Origin of the sequence: Paraburkholderia mimosarum LMG 23256 = NBRC 106338, from assembly GCF_000739815.1 — a bacterium.
Lineage (GTDB): Bacteria > Pseudomonadota > Gammaproteobacteria > Burkholderiales > Burkholderiaceae > Paraburkholderia > Paraburkholderia mimosarum.
Genome location: NZ_BBJJ01000009.1, coordinates 14,338 through 39,628, shown reverse-complemented (window position 1 = coordinate 39,628; position 25,291 = coordinate 14,338). Strand labels below are relative to the sequence as shown.

At 65.0% G+C, this 25,291-nt stretch carries 25 protein-coding genes; 13 read left to right on the top strand and 12 right to left on the bottom strand.

What is annotated here, in order from left to right:
• Position 1: 1 nt before the first annotated feature.
• From urtC to BMI01S_RS09810, 5 genes are all read left to right on the top strand, one after another.
• On the top strand, positions 2–1,189 hold the full coding sequence (gene urtC / locus BMI01S_RS09830) for an urea ABC transporter permease subunit UrtC (protein WP_028210595.1): 1,188 nt from the start codon (positions 2–4) through the stop codon (positions 1,187–1,189).
• Positions 1,186–2,067 (top strand): urea ABC transporter ATP-binding protein UrtD, encoded by an 882-nt coding sequence (urtD, locus tag BMI01S_RS09825; RefSeq protein WP_028230551.1) that lies wholly within the window; start codon positions 1,186–1,188, stop codon positions 2,065–2,067. The genes urtC and urtD overlap by 4 nt, the downstream gene beginning before the upstream one ends.
• A gap of 24 nt (positions 2,068–2,091) precedes the next feature.
• Positions 2,092–2,787, top strand: a complete 696-nt coding sequence (gene urtE / locus BMI01S_RS09820; RefSeq protein WP_028230550.1) for an urea ABC transporter ATP-binding subunit UrtE — start codon at positions 2,092–2,094, stop codon at positions 2,785–2,787.
• 333 nt (positions 2,788–3,120) lie between these two features.
• Positions 3,121–3,456: a hypothetical protein gene (locus tag BMI01S_RS09815; protein ID WP_051381380.1), complete on the top strand. Its 336-nt coding sequence runs from the start codon at positions 3,121–3,123 to the stop codon at positions 3,454–3,456.
• Positions 3,429–4,013: a DUF6036 family nucleotidyltransferase gene (locus tag BMI01S_RS09810; RefSeq protein ID WP_042289040.1), complete on the top strand. Its 585-nt coding sequence runs from the start codon at positions 3,429–3,431 to the stop codon at positions 4,011–4,013. Before BMI01S_RS09815 ends, BMI01S_RS09810 begins: the two co-directional genes overlap by 28 nt.
• Positions 4,014–4,453: 440 nt before the next feature.
• Here BMI01S_RS09810 and BMI01S_RS09805 read toward each other — a convergent pair whose 3' ends face one another.
• Entirely contained in the window at positions 4,454–5,995 is a 1,542-nt protein-coding gene (locus tag BMI01S_RS09805; protein ID WP_081723371.1) for a Fic family protein, read from the bottom strand.
• Between the two features lie 772 nt (positions 5,996–6,767).
• Between BMI01S_RS09805 and BMI01S_RS38885 the strand changes: the two genes are divergently transcribed.
• Positions 6,768–7,106 (top strand): superinfection immunity protein, encoded by a 339-nt coding sequence (locus tag BMI01S_RS38885; protein ID WP_081723370.1) that lies wholly within the window; start codon positions 6,768–6,770, stop codon positions 7,104–7,106.
• A 274-nt stretch (positions 7,107–7,380) separates the two neighbouring features.
• Here BMI01S_RS38885 and BMI01S_RS09795 read toward each other — a convergent pair whose 3' ends face one another.
• Positions 7,381–9,063, bottom strand: a complete 1,683-nt coding sequence (locus BMI01S_RS09795; RefSeq protein WP_036044634.1) for an outer membrane protein assembly factor BamB family protein — start codon at positions 9,061–9,063, stop codon at positions 7,381–7,383.
• A gap of 180 nt (positions 9,064–9,243) precedes the next feature.
• On the opposite strand from BMI01S_RS09795, the gene BMI01S_RS09790 reads away from it, so the two are divergent.
• The 7 genes from BMI01S_RS09790 to ureG all read left to right on the top strand — a co-directional run bounded on the left by BMI01S_RS09790 (position 9,244) and on the right by ureG (position 14,800).
• Positions 9,244–10,149, top strand: coding sequence for an urease accessory protein UreD (locus BMI01S_RS09790; RefSeq protein WP_028230549.1), 906 nt, complete (start codon positions 9,244–9,246; stop codon positions 10,147–10,149).
• 250 nt (positions 10,150–10,399) lie between these two features.
• Positions 10,400–10,702 (top strand): urease subunit gamma, encoded by a 303-nt coding sequence (locus tag BMI01S_RS09785; protein ID WP_028230548.1) that lies wholly within the window; start codon positions 10,400–10,402, stop codon positions 10,700–10,702.
• A gap of 17 nt (positions 10,703–10,719) precedes the next feature.
• Positions 10,720–11,025 carry an urease subunit beta gene (locus tag BMI01S_RS09780; protein WP_028214300.1) on the top strand — a complete coding sequence of 102 codons (306 nt, stop codon included), beginning with the start codon at positions 10,720–10,722 and terminating at the stop codon, positions 11,023–11,025.
• A 51-nt stretch (positions 11,026–11,076) separates the two neighbouring features.
• The gene (gene ureC, locus BMI01S_RS09775; RefSeq protein ID WP_028230547.1) at positions 11,077–12,807 is read left to right on the top strand and encodes an urease subunit alpha; all 1,731 of its coding nucleotides are present in this window, start codon (positions 11,077–11,079) and stop codon (positions 12,805–12,807) included.
• Between the two features lie 9 nt (positions 12,808–12,816).
• Positions 12,817–13,446: an urease accessory protein UreE gene (gene ureE / locus BMI01S_RS09770; protein ID WP_028230546.1), complete on the top strand. Its 630-nt coding sequence runs from the start codon at positions 12,817–12,819 to the stop codon at positions 13,444–13,446.
• Complete coding sequence (locus BMI01S_RS09765; RefSeq protein ID WP_028230545.1) at positions 13,433–14,113, top strand: urease accessory protein UreF; 681 nt, start codon at positions 13,433–13,435, stop codon at positions 14,111–14,113. The genes ureE and BMI01S_RS09765 overlap by 14 nt, the downstream gene beginning before the upstream one ends.
• A gap of 45 nt (positions 14,114–14,158) precedes the next feature.
• Positions 14,159–14,800 (top strand): urease accessory protein UreG, encoded by a 642-nt coding sequence (gene ureG / locus BMI01S_RS09760; protein WP_028214303.1) that lies wholly within the window; start codon positions 14,159–14,161, stop codon positions 14,798–14,800.
• Between the two features lie 16 nt (positions 14,801–14,816).
• Here the strand turns inward: ureG and waaA are convergent, their stop codons facing one another.
• The 10 genes from waaA to BMI01S_RS09710 all read right to left on the bottom strand — a co-directional run bounded on the left by waaA (position 14,817) and on the right by BMI01S_RS09710 (position 25,274).
• Entirely contained in the window at positions 14,817–16,115 is a 1,299-nt protein-coding gene (waaA, locus tag BMI01S_RS09755) for a lipid IV(A) 3-deoxy-D-manno-octulosonic acid transferase (protein WP_028230544.1), read from the bottom strand.
• 103 nt (positions 16,116–16,218) lie between these two features.
• Entirely contained in the window at positions 16,219–17,103 is an 885-nt protein-coding gene (locus BMI01S_RS09750) for a Kdo hydroxylase family protein (protein ID WP_028230543.1), read from the bottom strand.
• 224 nt (positions 17,104–17,327) lie between these two features.
• Positions 17,328–18,329 carry a lipopolysaccharide heptosyltransferase I gene (waaC, locus tag BMI01S_RS09745; protein ID WP_028230542.1) on the bottom strand — a complete coding sequence of 334 codons (1,002 nt, stop codon included), beginning with the start codon at positions 18,327–18,329 and terminating at the stop codon, positions 17,328–17,330.
• A 260-nt stretch (positions 18,330–18,589) separates the two neighbouring features.
• Positions 18,590–19,723, bottom strand: coding sequence for a pilus assembly protein TadG-related protein (locus BMI01S_RS09740; RefSeq protein WP_042289033.1), 1,134 nt, complete (start codon positions 19,721–19,723; stop codon positions 18,590–18,592).
• On the bottom strand, positions 19,720–20,214 hold the full coding sequence (locus BMI01S_RS09735) for a TadE/TadG family type IV pilus assembly protein (RefSeq protein WP_081723369.1): 495 nt from the start codon (positions 20,212–20,214) through the stop codon (positions 19,720–19,722). Before BMI01S_RS09735 ends, BMI01S_RS09740 begins: the two co-directional genes overlap by 4 nt.
• Before the next feature lie 67 nt (positions 20,215–20,281).
• Positions 20,282–21,247, bottom strand: coding sequence for a type II secretion system F family protein (locus tag BMI01S_RS09730; RefSeq protein WP_028230539.1), 966 nt, complete (start codon positions 21,245–21,247; stop codon positions 20,282–20,284).
• Between the two features lie 45 nt (positions 21,248–21,292).
• On the bottom strand, positions 21,293–22,270 hold the full coding sequence (locus tag BMI01S_RS09725; RefSeq protein WP_028230538.1) for a type II secretion system F family protein: 978 nt from the start codon (positions 22,268–22,270) through the stop codon (positions 21,293–21,295).
• A 31-nt stretch (positions 22,271–22,301) separates the two neighbouring features.
• Positions 22,302–23,693 carry a CpaF family protein gene (locus BMI01S_RS09720; RefSeq protein WP_028230537.1) on the bottom strand — a complete coding sequence of 464 codons (1,392 nt, stop codon included), beginning with the start codon at positions 23,691–23,693 and terminating at the stop codon, positions 22,302–22,304.
• 12 nt (positions 23,694–23,705) lie between these two features.
• Positions 23,706–24,914 (bottom strand): AAA family ATPase, encoded by a 1,209-nt coding sequence (locus BMI01S_RS09715; RefSeq protein WP_028230536.1) that lies wholly within the window; start codon positions 24,912–24,914, stop codon positions 23,706–23,708.
• A 54-nt stretch (positions 24,915–24,968) separates the two neighbouring features.
• Complete coding sequence (locus BMI01S_RS09710; protein ID WP_028230535.1) at positions 24,969–25,274, bottom strand: hypothetical protein; 306 nt, start codon at positions 25,272–25,274, stop codon at positions 24,969–24,971.
• Positions 25,275–25,291 lie beyond the last annotated feature (17 nt).

Sequence of the window (25,291 nt, the reverse complement as noted above, 5' to 3'; positions counted from 1 at the left end):
CATGACCAGCGCCACTTCCACTTCGCCGCACCGCACGCCAGGCGCCCCCCCTATCGACCGCGCCGAGACGTTCGCACTCGGCTTGCCCGCGCGCCCGGCGCTGCTCTCGCCGCGCGCGTGGCTCGCGCTCATCGCGCTGATCGTCCTGATCGGCGCAGGCGTGCCGCTTTGCGCGCTGGTGCTGCCGCAATCGAGCGCACTGCACCTCTCCGCCTACGCGCTGACGCTCGCCGGCAAGCTCATGTGCTACGCCATCGCCGCGCTCGCGCTCGATCTCGTGTGGGGCTACTGCGGCATCCTGAGCCTCGGCCACGGCCTCTTCTTCGCGCTGGGCGGCTACGCCATCGGCATGTACCTCATGCGCGAGATCGGCCACGACGGCAAGTACGGCAGCGACCTGCCCGACTTCATGGTGTTTCTCGACTGGCATGCGCTGCCCTGGTACTGGCAAGGCACGGAGCAACTCTGGTACGCACTCCTGCTCGTCGTGCTCGCGCCCGCCGTGGTCGCGTGGGTATTCGGCTTCTTCACGTTCCGCTCGCGCGTGAAGGGCGTGTACCTGTCGATCATCACGCAGGCCATGACGTTCGCGGCGATGCTGCTCTTCTATCGCAATGAAACCGGCTTCGGCGGCAACAACGGTTTCACCGACTTCAAGCGCATCGCGGGCATGCCGATCACGCATCCGGGCACGCGCACCGTGCTGTTCCTGCTCACGTTCGCCACGCTCGTGCTCGCATTCCTCGCCGCGCGCGCCATCGTGACCTCGAAGCTCGGGCGCGTGGTGACCGCCGTGCGCGACGGCGAAACGCGCCTGATGTTCCTCGGCTACAGCCCGCTTGGCTACAAACTCTTCGTGTGGACCGTCTCGGCCGTCCTGTGCGGCATTGCGGGCGCGCTCTACGTGCCGCAGGTCGGCATCATCAACCCGAGCGAGATGTCGCCGGGCAACTCGATCGAAATGGCGATCTGGGTGGCCGTCGGCGGACGCGGCACGCTCATTGGGCCGATCATCGGCGCGTTCGCGGTGAACGGGGCGAAGAGCTTTTTCACCGCGTATTTCGCCGAGTACTGGCTGTTCTTCCTCGGCCTCATGTTCGTGCTCGTGCCGCTCCTTCTCCCCAACGGCATCATGGGCCTCATCGAACTCGTCCGGAACCGGATCATCGCGCGGAGCGAACGCCCATGAACGGACACTATGTGCTCAACGACCCGCTCAACCACAATCCCTTCGACGACGCCCTCCAGCACGACGAACTCGCGCTCTCCGGCGTAGCCGACCTGGGCCACGTGGTCGAGCCCGGCGTGATCGACACCTCGCACGGCACGATCCTCTATCTGGAAGACGTGAGCGTGAGCTTCGACGGCTTTCGCGCGCTCAACCAGCTCTCCCTCACCATCGACGCGGGCGAGCTGCGCTGCGTGATCGGCCCGAACGGCGCGGGCAAGACCACGATGATGGACGTCATCACCGGCAAGACCGCGCCCGACTCGGGCAAGGTGTTCCTCGGCCAGACGCTCGATCTCACGCGTATGAACGAGCCGACAATCGCGCGCGCGGGCATTGGCCGCAAGTTCCAGAAGCCCACGGTGTTCGAGCAGCACCCCGTGTGGGAGAACCTCGAGCTTGCGATGAAGGCCGACAAAGGATGGTTCGCGACGCTGCGCGCGCGCCTGGGCCGCGAGGCGCAGGCGAAGATCGAGGAAACGCTCGAGGTGATCCGTCTGGAGAGCGACGCGCGCCGTCTTGCGGGCGAGCTTTCGCACGGCCAGAAGCAGCGGCTCGAAATCGGCATGCTGCTCATGCAGAAGCCGCAACTGCTGCTGCTCGACGAGCCCGCCGCCGGCATGACCGACGAAGAAACCATGGCACTCGCCACCCTGCTCAACCGCCTGCGCGGCAGTTGCTCGATGATGGTGGTCGAGCACGACATGGAATTCGTCGCGGCGCTCGCCGGCGAAACCGGCCGCGTGACGGTGATGGCCGAAGGCCACGTGCTCGCGCACGGCACGCTCGAAGACGTGAAGCGCGACGAAGCGGTGATCGAATCGTATCTGGGCCGCTAGGTCCGCCTCGCCATATTATCAGCCATGCTAACCATTGAATCGCTGAACCAGTACTACGGCGGCAGCCACATCCTGCGCAACGTCTCGATGACGGTGCCCGAGGGCGAACTCACCGTGCTGCTGGGCCGCAACGGCGTGGGCAAGACGACGCTGCTGCGCTGCCTCATGGGCGTCGCGCCGACGAAGAGCGGCTCGATCGCGTGGCGCGGCGATGCGCTCGCGAAACTGCCCACCTATGCGCGCGTGGCCCACGGTCTCGCTTACGTGCCGCAAGGGCGCGATATTTTTCCACGCCTCACCGTCGAGGAGAATCTGCTGGTAGGCGCGGCAAGCAAGAAGCGCATGCCCTCCGGCGTGCCCGCGCATATCTACGAACTCTTTCCCGTGCTCAGGGAAATGAAGGCGCGCCGCGGCGGCGACCTGTCGGGCGGCCAGCAGCAGCAACTCGCCATCGGCCGCGCGCTGATGAGCGATCCTTCGCTGCTGATTCTCGATGAACCCACCGAAGGCATTCAGCCTTCGATCATCCAGGACATCGGGCACACGCTGCGGCGGTTGGTCGAAGACATGCAGTTGACGGTGCTGCTCGTCGAGCAGTATTACGACTTCGCCAAGGCCATTGCCGACCGGTACTGGGTGATGAGCCGCGGCGAAATCGTGGCGGGCGGCGCGGGCGCGAGCATGGATGCGGATGGTGTGCGGGAGATGATCGCGGTTTAAGTTTTAAGGGCGCATCCGGGTCGGCTCACAGACCAGTACGACCAGCAGGGCGCCCGGACGACAGTCTGGCTGCGAGTTAGTATCCGGTTCAGATATTGCCCAACACGCCACGCGGCCAGGTCGGCAGAATCCCCGCACGCGTCACGGCCGCGTCGTTGCCGCGTCGTGGTGGCATCAGTGACGCATCGAACACGCCGCCCGATGCGATGACGTGCGCTCCGGACGTCGCGCGCTCGCGCAGCGGATGCCCGCGAGCGGGAGCCCCCGGTCGTGACAGGGCCAGCAAGCTGCCTTACGATCGGCATAAGGACCGTGCAATCCGGGAGATTCCAGATGGAAGTCGTGTCAAGCTCGCATGAACGGCTTGACCGGCGCAGTCTGGCGATGCATCGCCTGATCGCCGACAAGATCCGCGCCGAGCCTAAGCTGTTCGCCATCGCGTCTCAAAACATTGAGCGTTGGTCGCGCACGCCCGGACGCAACGCCGCGCTGCTCGCGGCCTGGTCGAGGCTGCTGGAACAGGGCATGCCGGCCGCCCTGGCCGTGGCGACCGAGGACAGCGAGCGTGCCAGGGAGCTGCGGCAATCCAGCCCCTTCGCAGGCGTACTCTCTCCACAGGAACGCTGGAGTTTTCTCAGGCAATGGAACGCGACCAACTCGAACATGTGATCCGCGTCGCGTCGGCCATCACGCAGGAAACCGAATTCGTGATCGTTGGCAGCCAGTCGATTCTCGGCGCATTTCCCGACGCGCCGAAGTCACTGCTGCAGTCCAATGAACTCCACATCTACCCGCGCGTGAACTGGGAAAAGCTGTCGGACCTGATCGACGGCTCGATCGGAGAGGGGTCGCCCTTCAACGAGACCTACGGCTACTACGCGCAGGGCGTCGATCCCCGCACAGCGGTACTTCCGGTGGGGTGGGAAGGTCGTCTCACAGAGGTGGCGACACCGGCCACGGGGGGAGGCGTCGGCTACTGCATCGACGTGCACGATCTCGCGCTGTCCAAATACGTGGGGGACCGGCCCAAGGACCGCATGTTCAACCAGGAGCTGATCCGCCACGGCATGGTGGATCTCGCCAGGCTCAGGAAGCGCGTGGATCTGCTGCCCGTCGGGGACGAGCGCAAGACACTGATCCTGTCGGCGATCGACCGCGACGAAAAGGTGGTGGCCGACGCCTGCCCACCGTCGGGCCCCACCGCGCGCACGCGCTTCAAGCCCTAAGCGGCACACCACCGGCGCGCACCACGTTCCACCTCCCCCAGGCTTTGCATGCGCTGCGGCAGGCCGGTCGGGCCGCGCGCCCGTGCGCCGGTCCACGCTTAACCGCCCTCGCCGGCTTTGCCCGCACCTTGCAGGTGAGCTTCGGAATTCGGACGATAAGCACGTCAAGCGGTGAGCGCGGGTTGGCGGGCCGCGCGTTCGTGCTGCCCGCCTCCCGGCAAAGGCCGCGTGTCGGGCCACGCCATGGAATGGGCAGCCCGGTAAGCCGCGCCACAAAGTATGCGAGGTGGTAGAACGGTGACGCCCCCCGCTCAGGTCGACATCACGGTTGTCATACGAAAAACTGTCGTATTGCTCGAAATTTCTTCAGTCAGCCTTGCCATTGGCGCTCCCTCCTCGAAAAACTGTCGCGCCGCGGTGCCCCGGCGCTCAGTCGGCGCTCAGGGCTGCGAAGATTCGCCCTCACTGCTGGTGTGTGCCGATGGCAGCTTGAAAGCCTCGCGCACCACCTCTTCGATACGGGCAATGACCTCGTCGGGCAGATGCGCGTACGTTTTGCGTTTGTTCGACGACAGCTTTCCGTTGTTCGTTTGCACCATGCGGATGAGCGCCGACAGGTCTGGCCGGGGAACATTGAGTTCGCCGTTCAGCTGCTCAAACGCTGCGTCGAATCCGCTTAGCCAGTGCAATTCGCGTGGCAACTCGTTCCTCACGGCCTCGATCAACATGCGGTGCAGGAAGCGAACCTCCCGTGTTGCGTCAAAGAACCGGTAGGGCCGCCCACCCGGTGACGCAACCACGTGCGGCGCGTTCTCGCCGGGCACGTATCGCCACAGTCGCGTCGTTGGGCGGGAAAAGCCATTGAGCACGTCAAGGTATAAATCATCGTGGCGCTTGAAGACCGCCGAAACCGGCACGATGGCGCCGCCCTTCAATCGCCGGGCACCGTTTATCACGTGGTGGATCAGGAAGCGGTGGATACGCCCATTCCCATCGAGAAAGGGATGCAGGTAGACAAAGCCAAAGGCCGCACAAGCGGACCGCACGAGCACGTTGGAACACCGATATCCGCCATCACCGGATTGCTCGTTGATGAACGCCTCCCAGCCTCGCATCGCGCGTGGAAGGTCTTCGGGCGGGGGCGGGAAAAACGTGACACGCCCCGTTCCGTCCTCGAGCCAGTTCTGTTTCGCCCGGTACGATGCCTCCTGAGCGTAGGTGTCCCTGACGATGACGTTCTGCAAATCGACGAGCCAATCCTCGGTAATGCGCTCTTCCTCGCCGGCCCGGGCAAGAAGCTGGACAAAGCGCTCACCCTTGTTGCCGCTGGGCGTTTCGCGTTCGATGCTGTAGCTGCTGCGCGTCTCGGAAAGGAACAGGTAGCGCACCGCGCGTTCGTAGAATGCTGCGTCGGTGACCTGCTCCAGCGTCAGACTCGCCTCATCCAGCAAATCGTCCAGAGAGGGCCCATCTGCGAGCGCAACGCGCCGCACGAGCGGGCAGAAGTCACGCGTGCCTGGCAGGTTATCCCGCACCCGGAACTTCGGGTGCCGGATTGCGTGCGCGGAATCCGCCGTGAAGTAATCAGCCTCTGGCAGTGCATCGACGTAGGCGCCCGAAGGGCTCTTGTCGACGACCAGGTTGCCGCCGGTTAGCCACTCCCAGAAAAAGCATGCCCTTCGTACGAACGCACTGTTCGGCGACTCGGACCACCGGCGTAGAAGTTCCGCCTCGGACAGGTGTTCGAACACCGCCTCAAGCACCTCAAGATTCACCCCCTCATTGCGAAGCGCGAATTCGACGTGCCCGATAATTGTTTGTTCCACCGCGGTCTTGCGCGGATACCAGAATCCATTGTGGCCGCGCACTTTCTGGTTCACGGAACCGTTGAGATAAGCGGGCGCCTCAAGCGCCCGAACCCGTGGTTCAAGGTTCAGGTGCTCGATGAGGTGCTGGTAGCCAAGGGGTTCCAGTTCGGCCATGCGACTCGAAAAACGTTCAGAAGTCTCGAAATATTATCGCAAACAGCCATTTCTAACGACGAATAGTCGAAAAATCGTCGCTGGACGCCTTCTTGATAGGTGCGACCTCGCGGGCACCGGTGCGCAGTGGCGGCGACCGGCTGGCCTCAATCCTGCGGCGCACTGGCATCGACGCGTGCGCCACCCAATGACCGCCCCGAACAAAGCCGGGCAACCGGTCTTCTCAGGAAGCGGCGAAGACGATGGCGACGGACGGAGCGACGCTCGGAACTGCTGGCAACGCTTCAACTGCGCGAGGCGGACGTTGCTAACGGCAAAACCCGGCGCTACAGCCGAGAACTCGTGCAAGGCGCCCGAACGAGCGTTAAACCGTGCCGTGGCCGGCGAGCCCCCTAGGTCCTAGTCACTCCCTAAGTACAGGCTCGAACGGGCCAGCGCCCTCGCCTGTCAGTGCGTCATAGCCGGGGCGCTCGAGCTCCGTTGAGTTTCTCAAAGTCCGGAGTCTCCTTTGGACGTTCGCTCAGCCGCCGACCGGCTGCGTTGATCCAGGTGGTTTGGCCGGGCACTGAATCTAGAAGACGGCGGCTGGCGGCAAACTGCATGTCTCGTTTTGTTTGGCAACGCATACAGGTAACGGCTGCTGGCGCCTACAAATACAGCTACCGAGCAGCCTCAATACCAGATTTTTATTAAGGGGCTGGTGCATAGATCAAGAGGCGCAATGAGACGCGTCGCGTGATTTCGCGGATCCACACACTTTCGGGGGTACGAGATGTCTGACCATCATGTGAGCAACGGGGCCCTGGACACGCCCGCTGTCAGTTATCCAGGCGCGATTCTGGTGGTGCTGACGGTGCTGTATTTCATGCCGGCGATCATCGCCTTCCACCGTCAGCACCCCAATCGCGTCGCGATCAAGGGACTTAATGTGCTGCTCGGATGGTCCGTGCTCGGGTGGGTTATCGCTTTCCTGTGGGCATTGACAGCAGGTCACAAAAGGGATTCGCAAAGAGCACGCACACCTGCTGGCTTACGATGTCGTACAGCTGCAGCCCCCAATGCCCCTTTGAGCCGTTCAGGCGACGCCTACGACGTGCCCTTTCCCGGCTGATAAGAGACCGTCACCAACGGTGCGGCCTCATGGCTGCGACTTCGGCCCATCCCGAAGATGCAGTCGCGCAAGCGCACCGTCTGCCATATGGCCTCGCGGACTCTGCTTTCACAAGGACGTTCTGCAATGCGCATCTGCTCTCACAGAACCGCGCAGTTGGCTTGCTGCTTCGGCTTGACGGCGCCGGCGCCGGTTCTGGCCGACAAACTTCACTGAATGGTGCTCCCAGGTTTCGGGCTGTCCGAGAGGGCAGCCTTATGGGCTGTGCGGCGCCCTATTGGCTGCCGAGCAGCCCGAACACCGCGACGCCGTTTTGCGTTCCGACGTAGACCTTGCCGTTCGCAATCATCGGCGTGATGAACTTGTTGCCCGCGCCGAACTGATCGCGCGCGTTGGGCGCCTGGTTGCTGTTATACAGTTCATGCGCGAGGTTCGTCGCATCATATGCGTACAGCCCGGCAGTATTGCCGTTTTGCGCCACCCACACGATCCCGTTCACCGTGCCGTTTGCCGAGACGCTCGGTGTGGCACCCGGATAGTCGAAAGTCTCCGGCGACTGGCTCGTCGGCGCGTTCGACAACTTCGCGCCGCTCACGCTGAACGCCTTGATGCTGTCGCCAACCGCGCCGAAATAGACCGTGTTGTTGAAGTACGCAGGCATGCCGAACACAGCCCCCGTGAGTTGCCCGTTGATCTGCTGGTAGACGTTGTTCGTGCTTGCGCTGAACTTGCCCATCGAGTCCCGGTTGACGACGTAGATGTTTGTGTCCTTCCCCGCGCCTAACGCGAGGTGATGGACGACGCCATTTGAATCGGTCAAATCCGGCAGCACGAGCGCGCCGCCCGAGCCAAGATCCTCGTCCGCGTCCGATTCGGCGACCGTGTTCGACACGCTGAAGTAGTCCGAGACCGTCAGCCCATTGGTCGCGCCAAGCTTCAGGAATGCATTGCCGTAGTCGCCAAGTGACGGAAACCCGTTTGCGGTGAGCGTCGTGTCGAAGGTGCCGTTCGCATCGAGAAGATAGATCGACTGGCCGTCCGATGCCATGCCCGCGCCGCTCATCCAGATCGAGCCTTCCACGCCGTTCGGCGTTAGGCTCAGCACGCTTGTCCGCATGAGCGTGTCCGCGCTGTAGGCGATCACCCAGCCGTTATAGGGCGCGATGTCACAGTGCGAAGTCCAGGCCGTATAGATCGTGCCGTTTAGCTCGAGCAGCGATTGACGCTCCGCGTACTGTTTCGGATCGAACGCGACCAGCCCGCCCGAACTGTTCGGTCCGTTCCCGGGATACGAGGCGGTGATTTCAGTGGGGCCGCCGAACAACTCGGCACCCGTCGTAATGTTAAGCGCATGGATGCGCTGGTGATAGCCACTCGTCGCATCCTTCGACATACTGACGACATAGATCGCCCCGCGCGTGCGATCGATGACCGGCGTCGACGTAATGCCGATTTGCGGTGAAATCTGGCTGCAGCCACGGTCATCGCTGGGCGTCTCGTTCTTGCCGAGCGTCGAGACGGCCCAGAGCACGGCGCCCGTGTCCGCGTCGAACGCGTAGAGGCTTGCATTTTCGGTCGCGACATACAGCACATTGTGGGTACCGCCCGCAATCGAGACCTGTGACAGATAGAGCGGCTGCGCGTCGACCTTGCCGTCGACGGTGTAAAACCCGATCTTGCCGAACTTCGCTGCGTTCACGTTGGCGGGCGAGAGTGTCGTCTCGGCGAGCTGCTGGCCAGTACGAGCGATGTCGTTGTGGTAGGTCACCACACTCGCGGACATCCCGGACGGCGCGCTGGGGGGACTGCTGGGCGGACTGCTGGGCGGACTGCCAGGCGTACTACTGGGCGGCATGCTCGAACCGGAATCCGAGCCGCCACCGCCGCCGCTGCAACTGGCGAAGAAAATAGCGATCATCAGCACGCCGGTGCGCCACATGAAACGGGGCTGCTTCATTTGCGTTTCCCCTGTGATTGGCCATTGACCGCATCACCGGTCGCCATTCCATTCCCACTGCCAAACTCACCCGCCGGAGTATGGCGGCCCGTGCCGCCCGCTCCGATCCAGTCAGGCGCACGTGTCGGCGTGCGTGCTATCCTCCACGCCATTCCACGCCTTCTTCCCCACCGCCCAAGCATGTCGCTTCACGCCGATCACACCGCACTCGCCAACACCACGTTTCGCAGCACCGCGCATCAGGAATGGGCGGCGAAACTCGAACTGGGTTTCGAGCGCAACGGTGAGCGCACGACGCTTGCGCATCGCCTGCACGTGGGGCCGTTGCGCGTGCAACGACCGCTCTACCCCGAAGGCGACGCGATCTGCCACGCGGTGATCGTGCATCCGCCCGCGGGCATCGCGGGGGGCGACCGGCTCGATATCGACGTGAACGTGGGCGACGGCGCCCACGCGGTGCTCACCACGCCGGGCGCGACCAAGTGGTACAAGTCCAACGGCCGCGTGGCGCGCCAGCGCATCAACGTGCGCGTGGGCGCGGGCGCGAAGCTCGACTGGCTGCCACAGAACAACCTCGTGTTCGACCACGCGCACGCCGAACTCGAATTCGCGCTCGCGCTCGGCGCGGGCGCGACGGCCATCGGCTGGGACGCGACGCAACTGGGCCGCCAGGCCGCGGGCGAGCGCTGGTCCGCGGGCATGGTGCGCGCGCTCACGCGCGTGACGCGCACCGCATCCGAAGCGCAAGACGACAACGCGTTGCTCTGGCTCGAACGCGCGCTCATCGACGCCGCCGACCCGTTGCGCGACGCGCCGCAAGGGCTCGCGGGCTACCCCGCCTTCGGCGTGCTGTGGGCCATCGGCCCTGCATGCAACGAAGCGCTCGCACAAGATCTCGCGGTCATCCTGCCGTTCGACGACACGCTGCGCTCGGGCGCGAGCTGCATCGCGCCCGGCGTGCTGCTCGTGCGGGTGATCGCACGTTCGATGGAGCCGCTGCAGCACACGCTCGCCCAATGCTGGACGGCGCTGCGCCCGTTCGTGCATGGCGTGAAGGCAGCACCGCTGCGTTTGTGGACGACCTGAACGACCATCACACGCACCAGGCCCGTGCGCATGCGCGCATCGCCGCACCATTTCGCAACGCAGCAACGCCGGCATGGTGCGAAAGCGCGCCGGAAATGGTGCATCCATGCTGGCCCCCTTCATTGGCACATACCTTGCTAAGAGCTTGCATCGATGCGCGCGCCGCGTGCGAAATAGCAAGCTCCGCGTAACCTCGCTCCCGTAAGCTGGATCGGCGCGCATCGCGCATGCCCAACCTCGACCGAGAACGATGAAGCTCACGCCACGCGAGAAAGACAAGCTCCTGATCTTCACCGCCGCGCTGCTCGCCGAAAGGCGCCGCGCACGCGGCCTCAAGCTCAACTACCCCGAAGCGGTCGCCTTCATCAGCGCCGCGCTGATGGAGGCGGCCCGCGACGGCCAGACCGTCGCCGAGGTCATGCATTACGGCACCACGCTGCTCACGCGCGAGGACGTGATGGAAGGCGTGCCCGAGATGATCCCCGACATTCAGGTCGAAGCGACCTTCCCCGACGGCACCAAGCTCGTCACCGTCCACCACCCGATCCCTTGAGTCGACAGGAGCCAACCATGATCCCCGGCGAAATGCTGATCGACGACGGCGAAATCGAACTCAACGCGGGCCGCGAAACCGTCACCGTGACGGTCGCGAACACGGGAGACCGCCCCGTGCAGATCGGCTCGCACTTCCACTTCTACGAGGTCAACGCGGCGCTGTCGTTCGATCGCGAAGCCGCACGCGGCTTTCGCCTGAACATTGCGGCGGGCACGGCGGTGCGCTTCGAGCCAGGGCAAGAGCGCACGGTCGAGCTCGTCGCGCTTGCGGGGGAGCGCGCCGTCTACGGCTTCAACGGCAAGGTGATGGGCCCGCTCTGAGCGCGGCGATCGCATTCAAGCGCATTCAAGCGAATTCATCAGGAATCGGACATGACATTGAAGATCGGCCGCCGCGCCTATGCGGAGATGTTCGGCCCCACGACCGGCGACCGCGTGCGCCTCGCCGACACCGAACTCATCATCGAGATCGAGCGCGACTACACGGTCTACGGCGACGAGGTCAAATTTGGCGGCGGCAAGGTGATACGCGACGGCATGGGCCAGTCGCAGCGCCTGCACGCCGAAGTGGCCGACACCGTGGTCACGAACGCCGTGATCGTCGACCATTGGGGCATCGTGAAGGCCGATATCGGCATCAAGGACGGCCGCGTCTGGAAGATCGGCAAGGCCGGCAACCCCGACGTGCAGCCGGGCGTGACGATTCCCATTGGCGCCTCGACGGAAGTGATCGCGGGCGAAGGCCAGATCGTGACGGCCGGCGGCATCGACACACACATCCACTTCATCAGCCCGCAGCAGATCGACGAGGCGCTCGCCTCGGGCGTGACGACCATGCTGGGCGGCGGCACCGGCCCCGCCACGGGCACCAACGCCACGACCTGCACGCCGGGCCCGTGGCACATGGAGCGCATGCTGCAGGCCGCCGACGGCTGGCCGATCAACCTCGGCTTTCTCGGCAAGGGCAACGTGAGCTTGCCCGCACCGGCCGAAGAGCAGATCGCGGCGGGCGCGATCGGCCTGAAGCTCCACGAGGACTGGGGCTCGACGCCGGCGGCCATCGACAACTGCCTCAGCGTTGCGGACGCAACGGACACCCAGGTCGCCATTCACACCGACACGCTCAACGAATCGGGCTTCGTGGAAGCGACCGTGGCCGCGTTCAAGGGCCGCACGATCCACACGTACCACACGGAAGGCGCGGGCGGCGGCCACGCCCCCGACATCATCAAGGTGTGCGGCGAGGCGAACGTGCTGCCCTCCTCGACGAACCCCACGCGCCCATACACGATCAACACGCTCGACGAGCACCTCGACATGCTGATGGTGTGCCATCACCTCGACCCGTCGATTGCCGAAGACATCGCGTTCGCCGAGTCGCGCATTCGCCGCGAGACCATCGCGGCCGAGGACATCCTCCACGATCTCGGCGCGCTGTCGATGCTCTCTTCGGATTCCCAGGCGATGGGCCGGGTGGGCGAAGTCATCATCCGCACGTGGCAGACCGCGCACAAGATGAAGGTGCAGCGCGGCGCGCTGCCCGAGGACGGGGGCGCAAACGGGGGTGCAAACAGCACGCGCAACGACAACTTCCGCGTGAAGCGCTACATTGCGAAGTACACGATCAATCCCGCGCTCACGCACGGCATCGCGCACGAAGTGGGTTCGATCGAGCCGGGCAAGTGGGCCGATCTCGTGTTCTGGGAGCCGGCGTTCTTCGGCATCAAGCCATCGCTCATCCTCAAGGGCGGCATGATCGCGCTCGCGCAGATGGGCGACCCGAACGCCTCGATTCCCACGCCGCAGCCCGTGCACTATCGGGAGATGTTCGCCACGCGCGGCCGGGCGCTCGCACAAACGTCGCTCACCTTCGTCTCGCAGCTTTCGCTCGACAAGGGCATTACCGAGCGCTATGGCCTGCAAAAGCGCGTGGTGGCGGTGCGCAACTGCCGCAGCGTGACGAAGGCCGACATGATTCATAACGCGTGGCAGCCGTCGATCAGCGTCGATCCTGAAACGTATCAGGTGCTCGCCGACGGCCAGTTGCTCACTTGCGAGCCGGCGACGGTGCTGCCGATGGCGCAGCGTTACTTCCTGTTCTAAGGTTTTGGCATGCGCACAATCGACAAACGGCTCAACGCGAAACTCGCACCGGTGCTGGTCAATCGCGCGCCCACGCTCACGCTCCCGTACGACGCGCGCTGCAAGAGCCGCTTCGCGGCCACGCTCGATACGGGCGAGGAAGTGGGCGTGGTCCTGCCGCGCGGCACAGTGCTGCGCGACGGCGACATCCTCGTGGCCGACGATGGCGGCCTCGTGCGCGTGATCGCGGCGGCCGAGAGCGTGCTGCGCGTACGCGCGAGCGATCGCCTCACGCTCACGCGCGCGGCGTATCACCTCGGCAACCGCCATACGCCGGTGGAAGTAGGCGCGGACGAACTCAAGCTCGAAGCGGACCCCGTGCTCGAAGACATGCTCAAGCGCCTGGGTGCCCAGGTCGAGCGCGTGCAGTTGCCTTTCCAGCCGGAATCGGGCGCATACGGAGGCGGTCACCGCCACGGCCACGACGAAACCTTCGCCGACGACTACGCGCTCGCGCAACGCGTGTACGACGAGCATCACGGTCACGCACATGCGCACGATCACGCCCATGGCGAAGATCACGCGCACGACCTGGATTGCGGACACGACCACGGTCATTGCGACGGCCACGCGCACGACCGCAGCCATGAACATCGCTGAACTTACCGCGCTGCTGCATCTTGCGTCGCCGGCCCTGCCCATCGGCGCGTTCAGCTACTCGCAAGGGCTCGAAGCGGCGATCGAGGCAAAGCTCGTCACCAACGCCGAGGAGGCCACGCGCTGGATCGCAGGCGGTCTCGCGAGCGTGCTCGCCAGCGGCGAGCTGCCCTTCGTCGCTCATCAGATCGAACGCTGGCGCAGCCATGACGCCGGAGCGCTGATCGAGGCGAACGAGGAATTCGTCGCGAGCCGCGAATCGGCGGAGCTGCGGCGCGAGACGTCGCAAATGGGCTGGTCGCTGCGCCAGCTCTGCGCCCAGCTCGAATGGGGCGACGCGCCACGGCGTGCCACCCTGGAACGCATGACGCCCGTCGCGCAGCCCTCGGCCTTCGCGTTCGCCGCCTGGGCCCACGAGGCCGCGCCTGACGCCGCGCTCGCTGCTTACGCGTTCAGCTGGATCGAAAACCAGACGGCCGCCGCGCTAAAGGCGGTGCCGCTCGGCCAGCTCGCGGGCCAGCGCATCATCGTCGCGCTGCGCCCGCAAATCGAAAAAGCCGTGGCGCGCGCGCTCGACACGCCCCCCGAGGCGCTCAATACGTTCGCACCGCAGCTCGGCGTCCTCTGCGCGCGCCACGAATCGCAGTATTCGCGGCTCTTCCGCTCCTGAAATCGCACCTCATTTCGCACCTCATTTCGCACGTCACACACGAACATGAATTCGCACGCACCCAGCAAACGAACGAAGAAACTGCCGCCGCTGCGCGTCGGCGTGGGCGGCCCGGTCGGCTCCGGCAAGACCACGCTGCTCGAAATGCTCTGCAAGGCCATGCGCGAGCGCTACGACCTCGTCGCCATCACCAACGACATCTACACGAAGGAAGACCAGCGCCTCTTGACCGTCGCGGGCGCGCTCCCCGCCGAACGCATCATGGGCGTGGAGACGGGCGGCTGCCCGCACACGGCGATTCGCGAGGACGCCTCGATCAACCTCGAAGCCGTCGACCAGATGCTCGCGCGCTTTCCCGATGCCGATATCGTCTTCATCGAGTCGGGCGGCGACAATCTCGCGGCCACCTTCAGCCCCGAGCTTTCGGACCTCACGATCTACGTGATCGACGTGGCGGGCGGCGAAAAGATTCCGCGCAAGGGCGGCCCCGGCATCACGAAGTCGGACCTGCTCGTCATCAACAAAACCGACCTCGCGCCGCTCGTGGGCGCCAACCTCGACGTGATGGCGTCCGATGCGAAAAAGATGCGCGGCGAGCGGCCCTTCGTGATGTGCAACCTGAAGGCGCTCGAGGGGCTCGGCGAGGTGATCGCGTTCATTGAAAAGAAGGGACTTCTCACGAGTTGATGCGACCGGGCGCGGACTAGATGAGCGTGGTGAGCACGTCCACCGTGCGCGCCGTCGCGCCGCGGTGGCGCGAGGCAAACGCTGCGGCCGCCGCGCCCATGGCGACCCGGCGGGGCTTGTCGTTGAAGAGTTCGCGCAAGGCGCGCGCGAGATCCGCGGGATCCTGCACCTGCAGGGCCGCGCCTGCGGCCGTGGCGTCGGCGGTTGCCTGCGTGAAGTTGAACACGTGCGGCCCGATCAATACCGGCACGCCCACGGCGCACGCTTCGATGAGATTCTGGCCGCCGAGCGGCAACAGGCTGCCGCCGATGAACGCGAGATCGGCGGCGGCGTAGTAAGCGCCCATCTCTCCCATCGAGTCGCCGAGCAGGACGCTCACGTCCCGGGGCAGCGGCCGCACGCCCTCATGTTCGGAGGCCGCCGCAGCAGCAGCCGGCGCCCAGCGCGAACGCCGTTCGAGCTTGAGTGTCTTGCGCTCCACGAGCGCGGCCACTTCGTCGAAGCGCTGCGGGTGGCGCGGGACCAGGATCAGAAGCGCGTCCGGTACATCGAGTGCCGCGAAGGCCTGCAACACGAGCTCCTCTTCCCCTTCGCGCGTGCTCGCCGCGACCCACACCGGCCGCTCGCCGATCGCACGGCGCCAGTCGCGGCCGCGCGCGATCACCGCAGGCGGGCTCGCCATGTCGAACTTGACGTTGCCGAGCACGACGACATTGCGCGCGCCGAGCGCGCTCAGGCGTTCCGCATCCGAAGGACTTTGCGCGAGCACGCGCGTGAAGCCGCCGAACACTTCGCGCGTGCCGGCGCCGAACTTCGCTGCACGCTTGAACGAGCGCGCCGACATGCGCGCGTTCGTGAGCACGAGCGGCACATCGGCACGCTTGCATTCGTCGATGAGCGTTGGCCACACTTCGGTCTCCATGACGAGGCCCAGTGACGGGCGCCATGCGTGCAGGAAACGCCGCACCGCGTGCGGCATGTCATACGGCAGATAACAGCGCAGCACACGCTCGCCGAAGAGCTGCACGCCGGCGGCGCGGCCGCCCGGCGTCATGTGCGTGAGCAGGATGCGCGCGTCCGGGCGCGCGGCCAGCAGCGCGTCGACAAGCGGCTGCGCCGCACGCGTTTCGCCCACCGAGACGGCATGGACCCAGACGAGCGGGGCGTCGTCTTCGGGCAGGCGCCCTGCCGAATAGCCGAAACGCTCGCCGATATGTTCGCGATAGCCACGCTCGCGGCTCGAGCGGATGAAAAGCCGCAGCACCGCAAGCGGTGCGATGAGCCACCAGGCCGCGCGATAGATCGCTCTCAGCATCGGGCCTCCGCGGCGGCCGGGGTGATGACAAACGCCGCGGCCGTGCGGCAGGAAACGACGCCCATGGGCGGGCTCACGCTCTGTTGCGGGCTCTGTTGGGGGCTCAAACCAGTTCCTTGCCCTTGAGGCGCTCGAGAATGCCCAGCGGCGCCCATTGCGGATGCACCATGTCCTTCACCGGCAGGAAGAAGGTCTGCTCCATCATGTACTGGCCGGACATCACGGCGTGCGACGTGTGATCGGAGAAGCACACCCACACGCTGCCCGGCGGAAAGCCGATGTTCTCCTGCGGGCAGGTTTTCTGATAGTCCAGATCGGCCTTCATGCTGTCGTGAAGATTGAGCATCAGATGGTCATACTCGCTGCGCGGCGACTTCGTGATGTGCAGCAGGTTCTGCAGCCAGGCCGAGCCCGGAAGCTGCGGCTTGATGTTGGGCAGGAAGCGCCTCGCCATATCCTCGAACGGCTCGCCCACGCGCCACACGCGCGGCACGCCGTTGGGGTTGACGTTGGTGAACACGCGCAGGATGCGCTCGCCGTAGTTCGGGCGCGACGGAAACGCATCGACGTGCAGACGCGAATCGTCCTTGCGCCACGAGGTCTGGCGCGTTTCCACCTGATGCAGGCGCAGGCTCGTGGGCGCCACGCGCAGCTTGCCGGTGTACTCGGGAAAGAGGCCGTCCACCAGCGTGCGCGCGCACGCCTGATAACGCGCGATCAATGCGCGCACGGCCGACTGCGTGACCGCGTCGCCGAGCACGCCGTGCAGCGCGCCGCCGTTCGGGTCGAGGCTGATGTTCTTGCGCTTGGGGTCGGCGATCGCGGGGTCGAGCAGCGCGCGCTCGCCGCCTTCGATCGCAAAGGCAAGGTGCGGAAAGTACAGCACCTTGCCCTGCTCGACGGCATCGAGCAACGTCTCGCGCGGCTGCGAGAGTTGCTGGCCTTGCCAGTTGGCGGAAGTGATTTCGATGATCTGGGATTCGTTCATTGTCGCCCCTGGACGCGATGGATCTGATTGCCTGCCCGACTTGTACCGTGCGCGTTTCGTGCGTTGCGGTGTGTTGGCGTCATGACACGCCACTGCGGCGGCCACGCGGCGCATGCCGGGCAGGCGCTGGCGCGCGTTCGCGCGCGCCGACTCTTATACCCGCTACCCCCATGATCCGCCTTGACGGACCGCAGCCCGCGCACGCGTCTTGCGCAAGCGCGCCGCTACAGCAATCCGAAGCCCGCCAGCGCGCCTTTGACCTGCGCGAGCGTCGGCGGCTGGCCCGCGGTACCGAGATTGAAGACGTTCGGCGACCAGTAGCCGCCCGTGCGCCAGGCGGTCGCGAAATTGTACAACTCGACGGTCGGGCGCTTGAGCGCCGCCGCGATATGCACGAGACCCGTATCCACGCCCACCGTGGCCGCCGCGCCGTCGATCAGGCCGACCACGGCAGGCAGCGAGAGCCTGGGCGGCACGATCGCCGCTTCGCCGAACTCGCGCGCGAGTCGCTCGCTCGTCGCGCGCTCGGCCTCGCTGCCCCATGGCAGCACGAGCGACGCGCCGCGCCGCACGAGCGCCTGGCCCAGCTCGATCCAGTGCTGCGCGGGCCACTCTTTATCCGCGCGCGAGGTGGCATGCACGAACACGACATAAGGCACCGGCAGGTTCAGCCCGACGCCCGCGAGCGCCTGCGCGGCGCGGTAGGTGTCGAGGCCGAAGTCGATCTCGTCGGTGGGCGACGGCGGCGCGAGATCGAGCGCGCCCGCAACCAGCTTGCGCGTGCGTTCGACCACGTGCGTGCGCGGCTCGATGCGGATGGAACGATCGTAGAAGAAGCGCACCGGCCACTCGTAGCCCGCACCATCGGTGCGGTTGCCGAGGCCCACGAGCGGCCCGCGCGCCCAACTCCCGACCCAGGCCGTCTTGATGAGCCCCTGGCAGTCGATCACGAGGTCGTACTTTTCGGCCGCGAGCGCGCGCCGGAACGCGCCGATCTCGCGCCAGTTGGCACTCGATAAAAGGCCCTTGCGCCAGCGGCGTAGCGAAAACGGAATGGCCCGGCGCACGCCGTGCACGAGCTCGACGAGCGACTGAAAGCTCTCTTCGACGAGCCAGTCGATCTGCGCGTCGGGGTAGCGTCGCCGGATGTCGGCGATGGCTGGCATGTTATGGACGACGTCGCCAAGCGACGATACGCGCACGATGAGGATCTTTTGCACGCTCAAGGCTCTTGGTGCGGACGGATTAAAAAGGTCCGCAATTTTAGCGCGCCGCACGAAGTCGAGCGAAAAGGATGGAAAAGAGTGCCAGACATGGGTTGGGAAGCGGCGCCCCAAAGACATCGAAAAGGGCAACGACCTCCAGCACCGGCCACGCACAAGCGCCGATCGCAAGCGAGCGGCAGCGCATCCAGGGCGAATTGCCGCACACGCCCGAGAACGGTGAAATTGAACGCGCCGTCGCCTGTGCTGCGGCAAAAAGCTTGTTATTGGACCAGCCTCGGCGGTGTGTACGCGCCGTAACTCGGTCCCACGCCTCCCGAATTGGGAGTCTCGCAGTGGCTCATGTCGTTGGACATCTGCACGAGCACATAGGGCTGAGAGCCGTTATTCGCATCGAGAATGTGCAGGCAGGCAAACGCCTGAACCGGCTGAAACCCGCTCGTCGTCGGATCGTTCACCACGACCACCGTCGCCCACGCGCATTTCCCGTTGCCCGCAGCGCTACACGCGGCGGTATCGTTGAAGATCGAGTTTTTCTCGCCCGTCTGGATCCACGTTCCCGGCGAAGCGCCAACGGAAAACGTGGTGCTGTTGCCACTTGTCAGCAGACTACTGGCATAGCTGGCGCTGTTGTCATTCACATTAAAAGTCGTCCACTGACCGGATTGGCAGGTCCCATATTGATAGCTGGATCCGATCTGGAATATATATGGCTGACCAGCAATCTGCGGCGTTGAGAAGCCAGACACAGTGCCACTGGTCGGCGAGAGCTTTGGCGAATTGGTCGACGAATTCCAGTAATTGTTGTACAGGCACTGTGACATCGCCATTGGAAACAACCCCCCCGGCCCCACATTGCCAGGCGAAGACAGCACGGCCGTCGCCACCGCACTGGCCTTGAGGACATTGACGCCGAACACGCCGCTCAGAAAGCCCCCTATCGATCCGTTCGCGTTTGAGCCGTCTTTGCGGATGGTCACCTGCACGGCAGCGAGGTCGTTTGCGCCCGGTGTGAACGGAAGAGGCTCGAGGCCGTACGGCGTTCCCGTAGCGTTCCAGTATCCGGTCGCAACCGTGCTCGTCTGGACATAAGCCCCCTGGACCCGGTTGGTGGTGTTCGACGTCGAGAACGATGAAGCTGTCGCTGACGCCGTCGTGAAATCGGGCTGGGTAGCGGTGGCGTTGCTGCACTCGGTGCGCGGTTTCAGACAGCCGGCCCCCGCCAGCGCGGCTGCGTCGGCCGCGTTTTGAAGTTCGTTTCGGGCGACCATCAGATTGCCGATGTCGATGGCCAACGCCGCGGTTCCCAGCAGAAAGACAATGAATACCGCGACAGTGACGGCCACTGCCCCTTTCTGTTTCCTTCGGCTCCCCGTGCGCATGATGGCTCCCTTCATTCGTTGTTCATGACGGTTGTAGCGGACATCGTTATGGCGCCCGTGATCGGCGCCACCATGCGCCCAAGAGCCAGTCCGTTGTACTGCCAGGAGACCGTCACCGAAAGCGGTTGACCGAAATTGCCGCCGGCGCCAGTCGTCACCACCGCTGGCGTATTTTGGGTGCCAAATGTCAGCAGATAGCTCGACGTGTAGTTCGTCACGACCGTCTGGATGTCGCTTGTCGTGGGTTTCGGGCTCTTCAGCACGACCCCGGCGCGGGCACCTTCGCGGCTGGCATTGGTAATCACGGCCTTGTCGTACAGGAACAGGCCCATTTCGATGATGCCGAACAGCAGAAGCAGCAGCACGGGAAGCACGAGGGCAAACTCCACCGCGGCCACGCCGCGCTGGAGACGCCGCCCGCGCCCACGCCGCGGGCTCGCCGCCCCCGCTTTTTTCCGCCCCGCGCCTGACGAAAGTGACAGCGCGCCGGTCTTTGCAGTTTCCATTTAGCACCCCCAATCGAATCGCCCAAAGAGGGCTTGCCTTCTTCTTCTCACCCGCTCCCGCCGCCCGCTAGCCGCCGTTCATGGTCGGCAGCATCGTCCGGTAGATATGGATCATCGCAGGCCCCATCAGCACGACCATCAGTGCCGGAAAAATGCAGAACATCAGCGGGAACAGCAGCTTGAGCGCGATTTTCGCGGCCTTTTCCTCTGCCAGCATGCGCCGGCGCGTGCGCAGCGTGTCCGATAGCACGCGCAGCGAATCGCCGATGCTCGTCCCGAATCGCTCTGCCTGAATGAGCATCGTGCTGAAGGAGTCGACGTCTTCAACACCCGTGCGCATGGCAAGATTGCGCAACGCCTTTTCCTTTGCGTAACCGGAGCGCATTTCCAGAAGCGTGAGCTCCAGTTCGTCGGCTACGACCGTGCTGCGCAATCTGATCTCCTCCGCTACGCGCATCAACGCGGCATCGAGACCAAGGCCCGCCTCGACGCAGACAGTCAGCAGATCGATTGCATCAGGGAATTCTTCGAAGATCGCGCGCTTGCGGCGTGCGACGAAGCGCGCGAGCACCAGGCCGGGCAGGTAGTAGCCGAAGACGACGAGCGACACGAGAATCACGGCGAAGCGCGTGACCGAGGTTGCCGCCCCGCCGCTGATCAGCCACATGGACGCAAGCGTGGGCAGCAACAGTGCCAGCACCGTGCGAGTACCGAAGAAGATCGCCACGGCGCCCGGCGAGCGCCAGCCCGCATTCATCAGCCGAACGCGCAGCGCCGAAACCTCCCACCCCTCCTTCGGCGTCGAGAGCCGGGAAAGCGGCTCGGAAATCTGCACGAGCTTCTCGTACCAGGCCTCGTTGGCCTCGCCTGGCTGCGCAACGGCGCCGGGCATGACGCGAGCGCCGCCCACTTGTTCGATGCGCCGGCGCATCGTCTTCGGTGCAAGGACGTACATGCCAGCCAGCGACAGGCCGAATACACAGGCAAACAGACAGATCAGCAACAGTAACCGCGTCGAATCGAGCGCTAACATGGCTCCCCCTTTCCAATTTTTCTGATGGCGCGAGACATCGCAGCTTCAGACGCGAATCCGCACGATGCGCCGCCCCCAGAGCATGCCGGCCCCCAGCAGCACAGCGCCAGCCTCGAGCATCATCACGCCTGCCGGGTCATTCCATAGCACTTCGAGAAAGCCCGGATTCACGAAGAAGATGGCCGCACCCGTGACCACCGGCAGCAGCGCGAGCACCCGCGCCGAGAGGACCCCCTCGGCGGCAAGCACGCGCACCTTGTCGAACAGTTTGAAGCGCTCGCGCACGAGGCTCGCAATGCCGTCCAGCAACTCGGCCAGGTTGCCGCCGGTCTCGCGCTGGATCAGCACGGCAATGACCAGATAACGCAGATCCCCCACGGGCATGCGCTGCGCGAGCCCCGTCAACGCATCGTTGAGCGACACGCCATAGTTGATCTCGTCGAACGTGGTACGAAACTCTGCACCCATCGGGTCCGCGAACTCGGTGCCGACCAGGTCGATCGCCCCAGTGAATGCGTGGCCGGAGCGCAGCGCGCGCGCAAGCATGTCGCACGCATCGGGCAACTGTTTCTGGAAGCGCCGCATCCGGCTCGCGCGCCGACTACGCACATACGTCAGCGGCAGCAGCGTGGACGCCACCGCGGCGGACGCCAGCATGGCGAGCGGCACGCGGATGAACATCCCCACTACGAGCACGAGGACCGGCATGAGCGCGCACATCGCGAGGAGGCGTCCTGCCGTCCAGCTGATGCCCGACTGCTGCACCCAGTCCTCGAAAGAGCGGATGCCCGGCACGAGCAGCAGCGCGCGCTGGCCAAGCGTCGACCCGTCGAGCTTGCGGGACTTGAGGATGGACATCGCCTCCTTGCGCCCCGCCCCACCCGTCGCCACGGTTTCGATTCGCGATTCGAGGCGGCGCGCGACAGCGCCGTGCCGGCTGTTCCACCATTCCCACGCGCCCTGGCTCGCCAGCACCACCGCCACGAAGAGCAGCAGGATTGCCAGAATGAAGGTTGTACTCATGCCACGCTCCCCCGGATGGACGTTCTAAATGTCAGACCGTGTCGTAACGCCGGCCCGGATCGAAAACCTGCTCCGGTACGTTCACGCCGAACGCCGCGAACCGCTCGCAGAATTGCGGCCGCACGCCCGTCGCACAAAAGTGGCCACGCACGTTGCCATTCGAATCCATGCCGGTGCGCTTGAACGTAAAGATCTCCTGCATGTTGATGATGTCGCCTTCCATGCCGGTGATCTCCGAAATGCTGACGATCTTGCGGCGGCCGTCGGTGAGGCGCGCGGCCTGCACGACCACCGAGATCGCGGACGAGATCTGGTGGCGCATCGTGCGCGGCGGCAAGGCAAGGCCGCCCAGGCTGATCATGTTCTCGAGCCGTGTGAGCGCATCGCGCGGTGTGTTGGCGTGGATCGTCGCAAGCGAGCCTTCGTGGCCGGTGTTCATCGCGTTGAGCATGTCGAGCGCTTCCGCGCCGCGCACTTCGCCAAGGATGATGCGGTCTGGCCGCATCCGCAGCGCGTTTTTCACGAGCGCGCGCTGGGTGATCTCTCCCTTGCCTTCGATATTCGGCGGTCGCGTCTCGAGCCGCAGCACGTGGTCCTGGCGCAGCTGAAGTTCGGCTGCGTCCTCGATCGTCACGATGCGCTCGTCGTTCGGAATGAAGCCGGAGAGCACGTTGAGCATGGTCGTTTTGCCGCTGCCCGTACCGCCCGAGACGAGAATGTTGACCTTGGCGCGTGCGAGGCCCTCGAGCACCTGGGCCATGGGCGGCGTGAGCGTTCGCAACTCGATCAGATCCGCTACCTCCAGCGGCTTGACCGAAAACCGCCGGATCGACACGAGCGGCCCGTCCACCGCCGAAGGCGGAATGATGGCGTTCACCCGCGAGCCATCGGGCAGGCGCGCGTCCACCATCGGGCTCGATTCATCGATGCGCCGACCCACTCGCGAGACGATCTTCTCGATCACCTTCATGAGATGGGCGTCGTCGTAGAAGTTGACATCGGTGAGTTCCAGCTTGCCGCGGCGCTCCACGTAAGTCTGGCACCACGTGTTCACGAGAATGTCGGAGACCGTGGGGTCGCGCAGCAACGGCTCGAGCGGACCAAAGCCGAACATCTCGTCGTAGACGTCGATGGCCAGCTGCTTGCGTTCGACGTCGTTCGCAAGGGCCTTCTGCTCCTCGAGGATGCGGCCCACGAGCGCGTTGATCTCGCTGCGGATCTGCTCCTGGGGCATGCGTGAAAGACGCTCGAGCTCCACCCGTTCGAGCACGGCATGATGGGTGTCGTACTTCAGCTTCTGGTACGCCTCAGTCTTCACCCGGGACGGCGGCGCCGCGGCCACCGCAGCGGCACTGCCCGCATCGGTGCGCTCGACGATCGTCGGCTCGAGGCGCTGTGCAAAGATCTGCTCGCGAAGCGACATGATTCTTCTCCTTTACATCAAACCGAGTTTGGCGGGCGCCTGGCGACCGAGCATTCGCGCGAACAGCGATTCGCCCTTGCCCCGCGCGTTCGCGTCAGCCGTGTTCCGGGGCGCAACGCTCGACGCCAGCGTGCGCAAGCTGCGCGTCACTGCGCCGCTGGGCGCCGCCGTGGCAATCGGCACACCCTGATTGACGGCTTCGGCGACGGTCCGTGCGTCGTCGGGAATGACGAGGAACGGCTTCATGCCGAGCACGGTACCGGCGGCCTCGCGCACGCGCTCGCCGTGACGCGTCTGCCGGTTGAGAATGAGGCGCAGTCGCTCGGGCCCGTAGCCGAGCGACTGCAATATTTCCTGCAGGCGGCGTCCCGCCTGGAGATGCGGCATGCTCGCCTGCAAGACGATGTGGATCTCGTCACTGCGATCGAGCGCCACCATGGAAAGCGGGTTGATCGTCTGGCCGAGATCGAGGATCACGCAGTCGTAGCGCGGTGCGGCGACGCCGAGCACCCATTCGAGCCGGTCCTGGCGCATCTCGCTCGCCTTGATCGGGTCGCCCGCGCCAGCGAGGATGTCGAAGTTCGCGGCAGCGTGCATCACACTCGCTTCGAACAGCGCCACGTCCATGCGGTCAACTTCGGCACACAGCTGCGGAAGCGTCGAGGGCGGCGTCTCCGCTGTCACGAGGAACGCCGCGTCCGCATAGAGCTGGTTCAGGTCGATCAGCAGCACGCGACAGTTCTGCGTCTGCGAGACGATATGCGCCACGTTCGCCGCGATGAAACTCGTGCCCACGCCGCCCTTGCACGACATGAACGAGACGATGCGCGACGCACGCGCGCTGCCTTGCGCGCGCTGGCCGATCGCGCGCTGCAACGCCTCTCCTATCGTGCGGCCGTCCAGCGGCCCCGTGACCACGTCGCGAAAGCCCGCGCGCATTGCCGCAATGAGCTCGTCGGGCGACGCCTCGGGAATCAGCAGGACGCACATGAGTCGCTCACACCGGCGGGACAGCTCGCTCACGGAAGGCAACTGGGCCTCCTGCAAACCTCGCGCGTCGACGATCAGGACGTCGAAGGCGTCGAGCGTGTCGCCGCGCTCGACGAGATCGAACGGCGTGCCTACGCTACGCGTCGTGCGGTAGGGGCCGCATCCCGCGATCGTGCGCATGATCTGCGCAAGCCGCTCTGAGTCCGTCGAGGTAATGAGTATGTCGATCATGATCGTATGTCCCCGCTGTTGTTCCCTTCTCCGGCCAGTCGCTCGTCACACCGCTCACTGGCCACCGCCACCACCGCCACTCACGCCTATCGTGTAGGGGTTCGACGACACCCGCGGCTGCTGGAAGGACTTGTCATAGAGATCCATCGCCGATGCCGCCGACTTGCCGTCCACGCCCGGCTGCAAAGTGCCGTGCCTGCCTGCTTCCGGGTCGATGATTTGCGCCTGTGTCGAATAGCGCACGGCTTGCCCGAAGTGCGCGTCCCAGATCGGCGTGCTGGTCATGCAGCCACCGAGCGCGGCCGTAAGCGGCGCGATCAACAGGAACCGGCGAACGAATGCAAAGTTTTCGAGTTTCATTTTGGCCTCCTGATCGC

What these genes read in the sequence shown, in the direction of transcription:
- BMI01S_RS09810 (WP_042289040.1), top strand. Translation starts at nt 3,429, where the DNA reads ATGGAACGCGACCAACTCGAACATGTGATCCGCGTCGCGTCGGCCATC.
- BMI01S_RS09785 (WP_028230548.1), top strand. Translation starts at nt 10,400, where the DNA reads ATGAAGCTCACGCCACGCGAGAAAGACAAGCTCCTGATCTTCACCGCC.
- BMI01S_RS09725 (WP_028230538.1), bottom strand. Translation starts at nt 22,270, where the DNA reads ATGAGTACAACCTTCATTCTGGCAATCCTGCTGCTCTTCGTGGCGGTG.
- BMI01S_RS09765 (WP_028230545.1), top strand. Translation starts at nt 13,433, where the DNA reads ATGAACATCGCTGAACTTACCGCGCTGCTGCATCTTGCGTCGCCGGCC.
- BMI01S_RS09730 (WP_028230539.1), bottom strand. Translation starts at nt 21,247, where the DNA reads ATGTTAGCGCTCGATTCGACGCGGTTACTGTTGCTGATCTGTCTGTTT.
- urtD (WP_028230551.1), top strand. Translation starts at nt 1,186, where the DNA reads ATGAACGGACACTATGTGCTCAACGACCCGCTCAACCACAATCCCTTC.
- BMI01S_RS09815 (WP_051381380.1), top strand. Translation starts at nt 3,121, where the DNA reads ATGGAAGTCGTGTCAAGCTCGCATGAACGGCTTGACCGGCGCAGTCTG.
- BMI01S_RS09715 (WP_028230536.1), bottom strand. Translation starts at nt 24,914, where the DNA reads ATGATCGACATACTCATTACCTCGACGGACTCAGAGCGGCTTGCGCAG.
- ureE (WP_028230546.1), top strand. Translation starts at nt 12,817, where the DNA reads ATGCGCACAATCGACAAACGGCTCAACGCGAAACTCGCACCGGTGCTG.
- urtC (WP_028210595.1), top strand. Translation starts at nt 2, where the DNA reads ATGACCAGCGCCACTTCCACTTCGCCGCACCGCACGCCAGGCGCCCCC.
- BMI01S_RS38885 (WP_081723370.1), top strand. Translation starts at nt 6,768, where the DNA reads ATGTCTGACCATCATGTGAGCAACGGGGCCCTGGACACGCCCGCTGTC.
- BMI01S_RS09795 (WP_036044634.1), bottom strand. Translation starts at nt 9,063, where the DNA reads ATGAAGCAGCCCCGTTTCATGTGGCGCACCGGCGTGCTGATGATCGCT.
- BMI01S_RS09710 (WP_028230535.1), bottom strand. Translation starts at nt 25,274, where the DNA reads ATGAAACTCGAAAACTTTGCATTCGTTCGCCGGTTCCTGTTGATCGCG.
- waaA (WP_028230544.1), bottom strand. Translation starts at nt 16,115, where the DNA reads ATGCTGAGAGCGATCTATCGCGCGGCCTGGTGGCTCATCGCACCGCTT.
- BMI01S_RS09720 (WP_028230537.1), bottom strand. Translation starts at nt 23,693, where the DNA reads ATGTCGCTTCGCGAGCAGATCTTTGCACAGCGCCTCGAGCCGACGATC.
- urtE (WP_028230550.1), top strand. Translation starts at nt 2,092, where the DNA reads ATGCTAACCATTGAATCGCTGAACCAGTACTACGGCGGCAGCCACATC.
- ureC (WP_028230547.1), top strand. Translation starts at nt 11,077, where the DNA reads ATGACATTGAAGATCGGCCGCCGCGCCTATGCGGAGATGTTCGGCCCC.
- BMI01S_RS09740 (WP_042289033.1), bottom strand. Translation starts at nt 19,723, where the DNA reads ATGAAGGGAGCCATCATGCGCACGGGGAGCCGAAGGAAACAGAAAGGG.
- BMI01S_RS09780 (WP_028214300.1), top strand. Translation starts at nt 10,720, where the DNA reads ATGATCCCCGGCGAAATGCTGATCGACGACGGCGAAATCGAACTCAAC.
- BMI01S_RS09790 (WP_028230549.1), top strand. Translation starts at nt 9,244, where the DNA reads ATGTCGCTTCACGCCGATCACACCGCACTCGCCAACACCACGTTTCGC.
- BMI01S_RS09750 (WP_028230543.1), bottom strand. Translation starts at nt 17,103, where the DNA reads ATGAACGAATCCCAGATCATCGAAATCACTTCCGCCAACTGGCAAGGC.
- ureG (WP_028214303.1), top strand. Translation starts at nt 14,159, where the DNA reads ATGAATTCGCACGCACCCAGCAAACGAACGAAGAAACTGCCGCCGCTG.
- BMI01S_RS09735 (WP_081723369.1), bottom strand. Translation starts at nt 20,214, where the DNA reads ATGGAAACTGCAAAGACCGGCGCGCTGTCACTTTCGTCAGGCGCGGGG.
- BMI01S_RS09805 (WP_081723371.1), bottom strand. Translation starts at nt 5,995, where the DNA reads ATGGCCGAACTGGAACCCCTTGGCTACCAGCACCTCATCGAGCACCTG.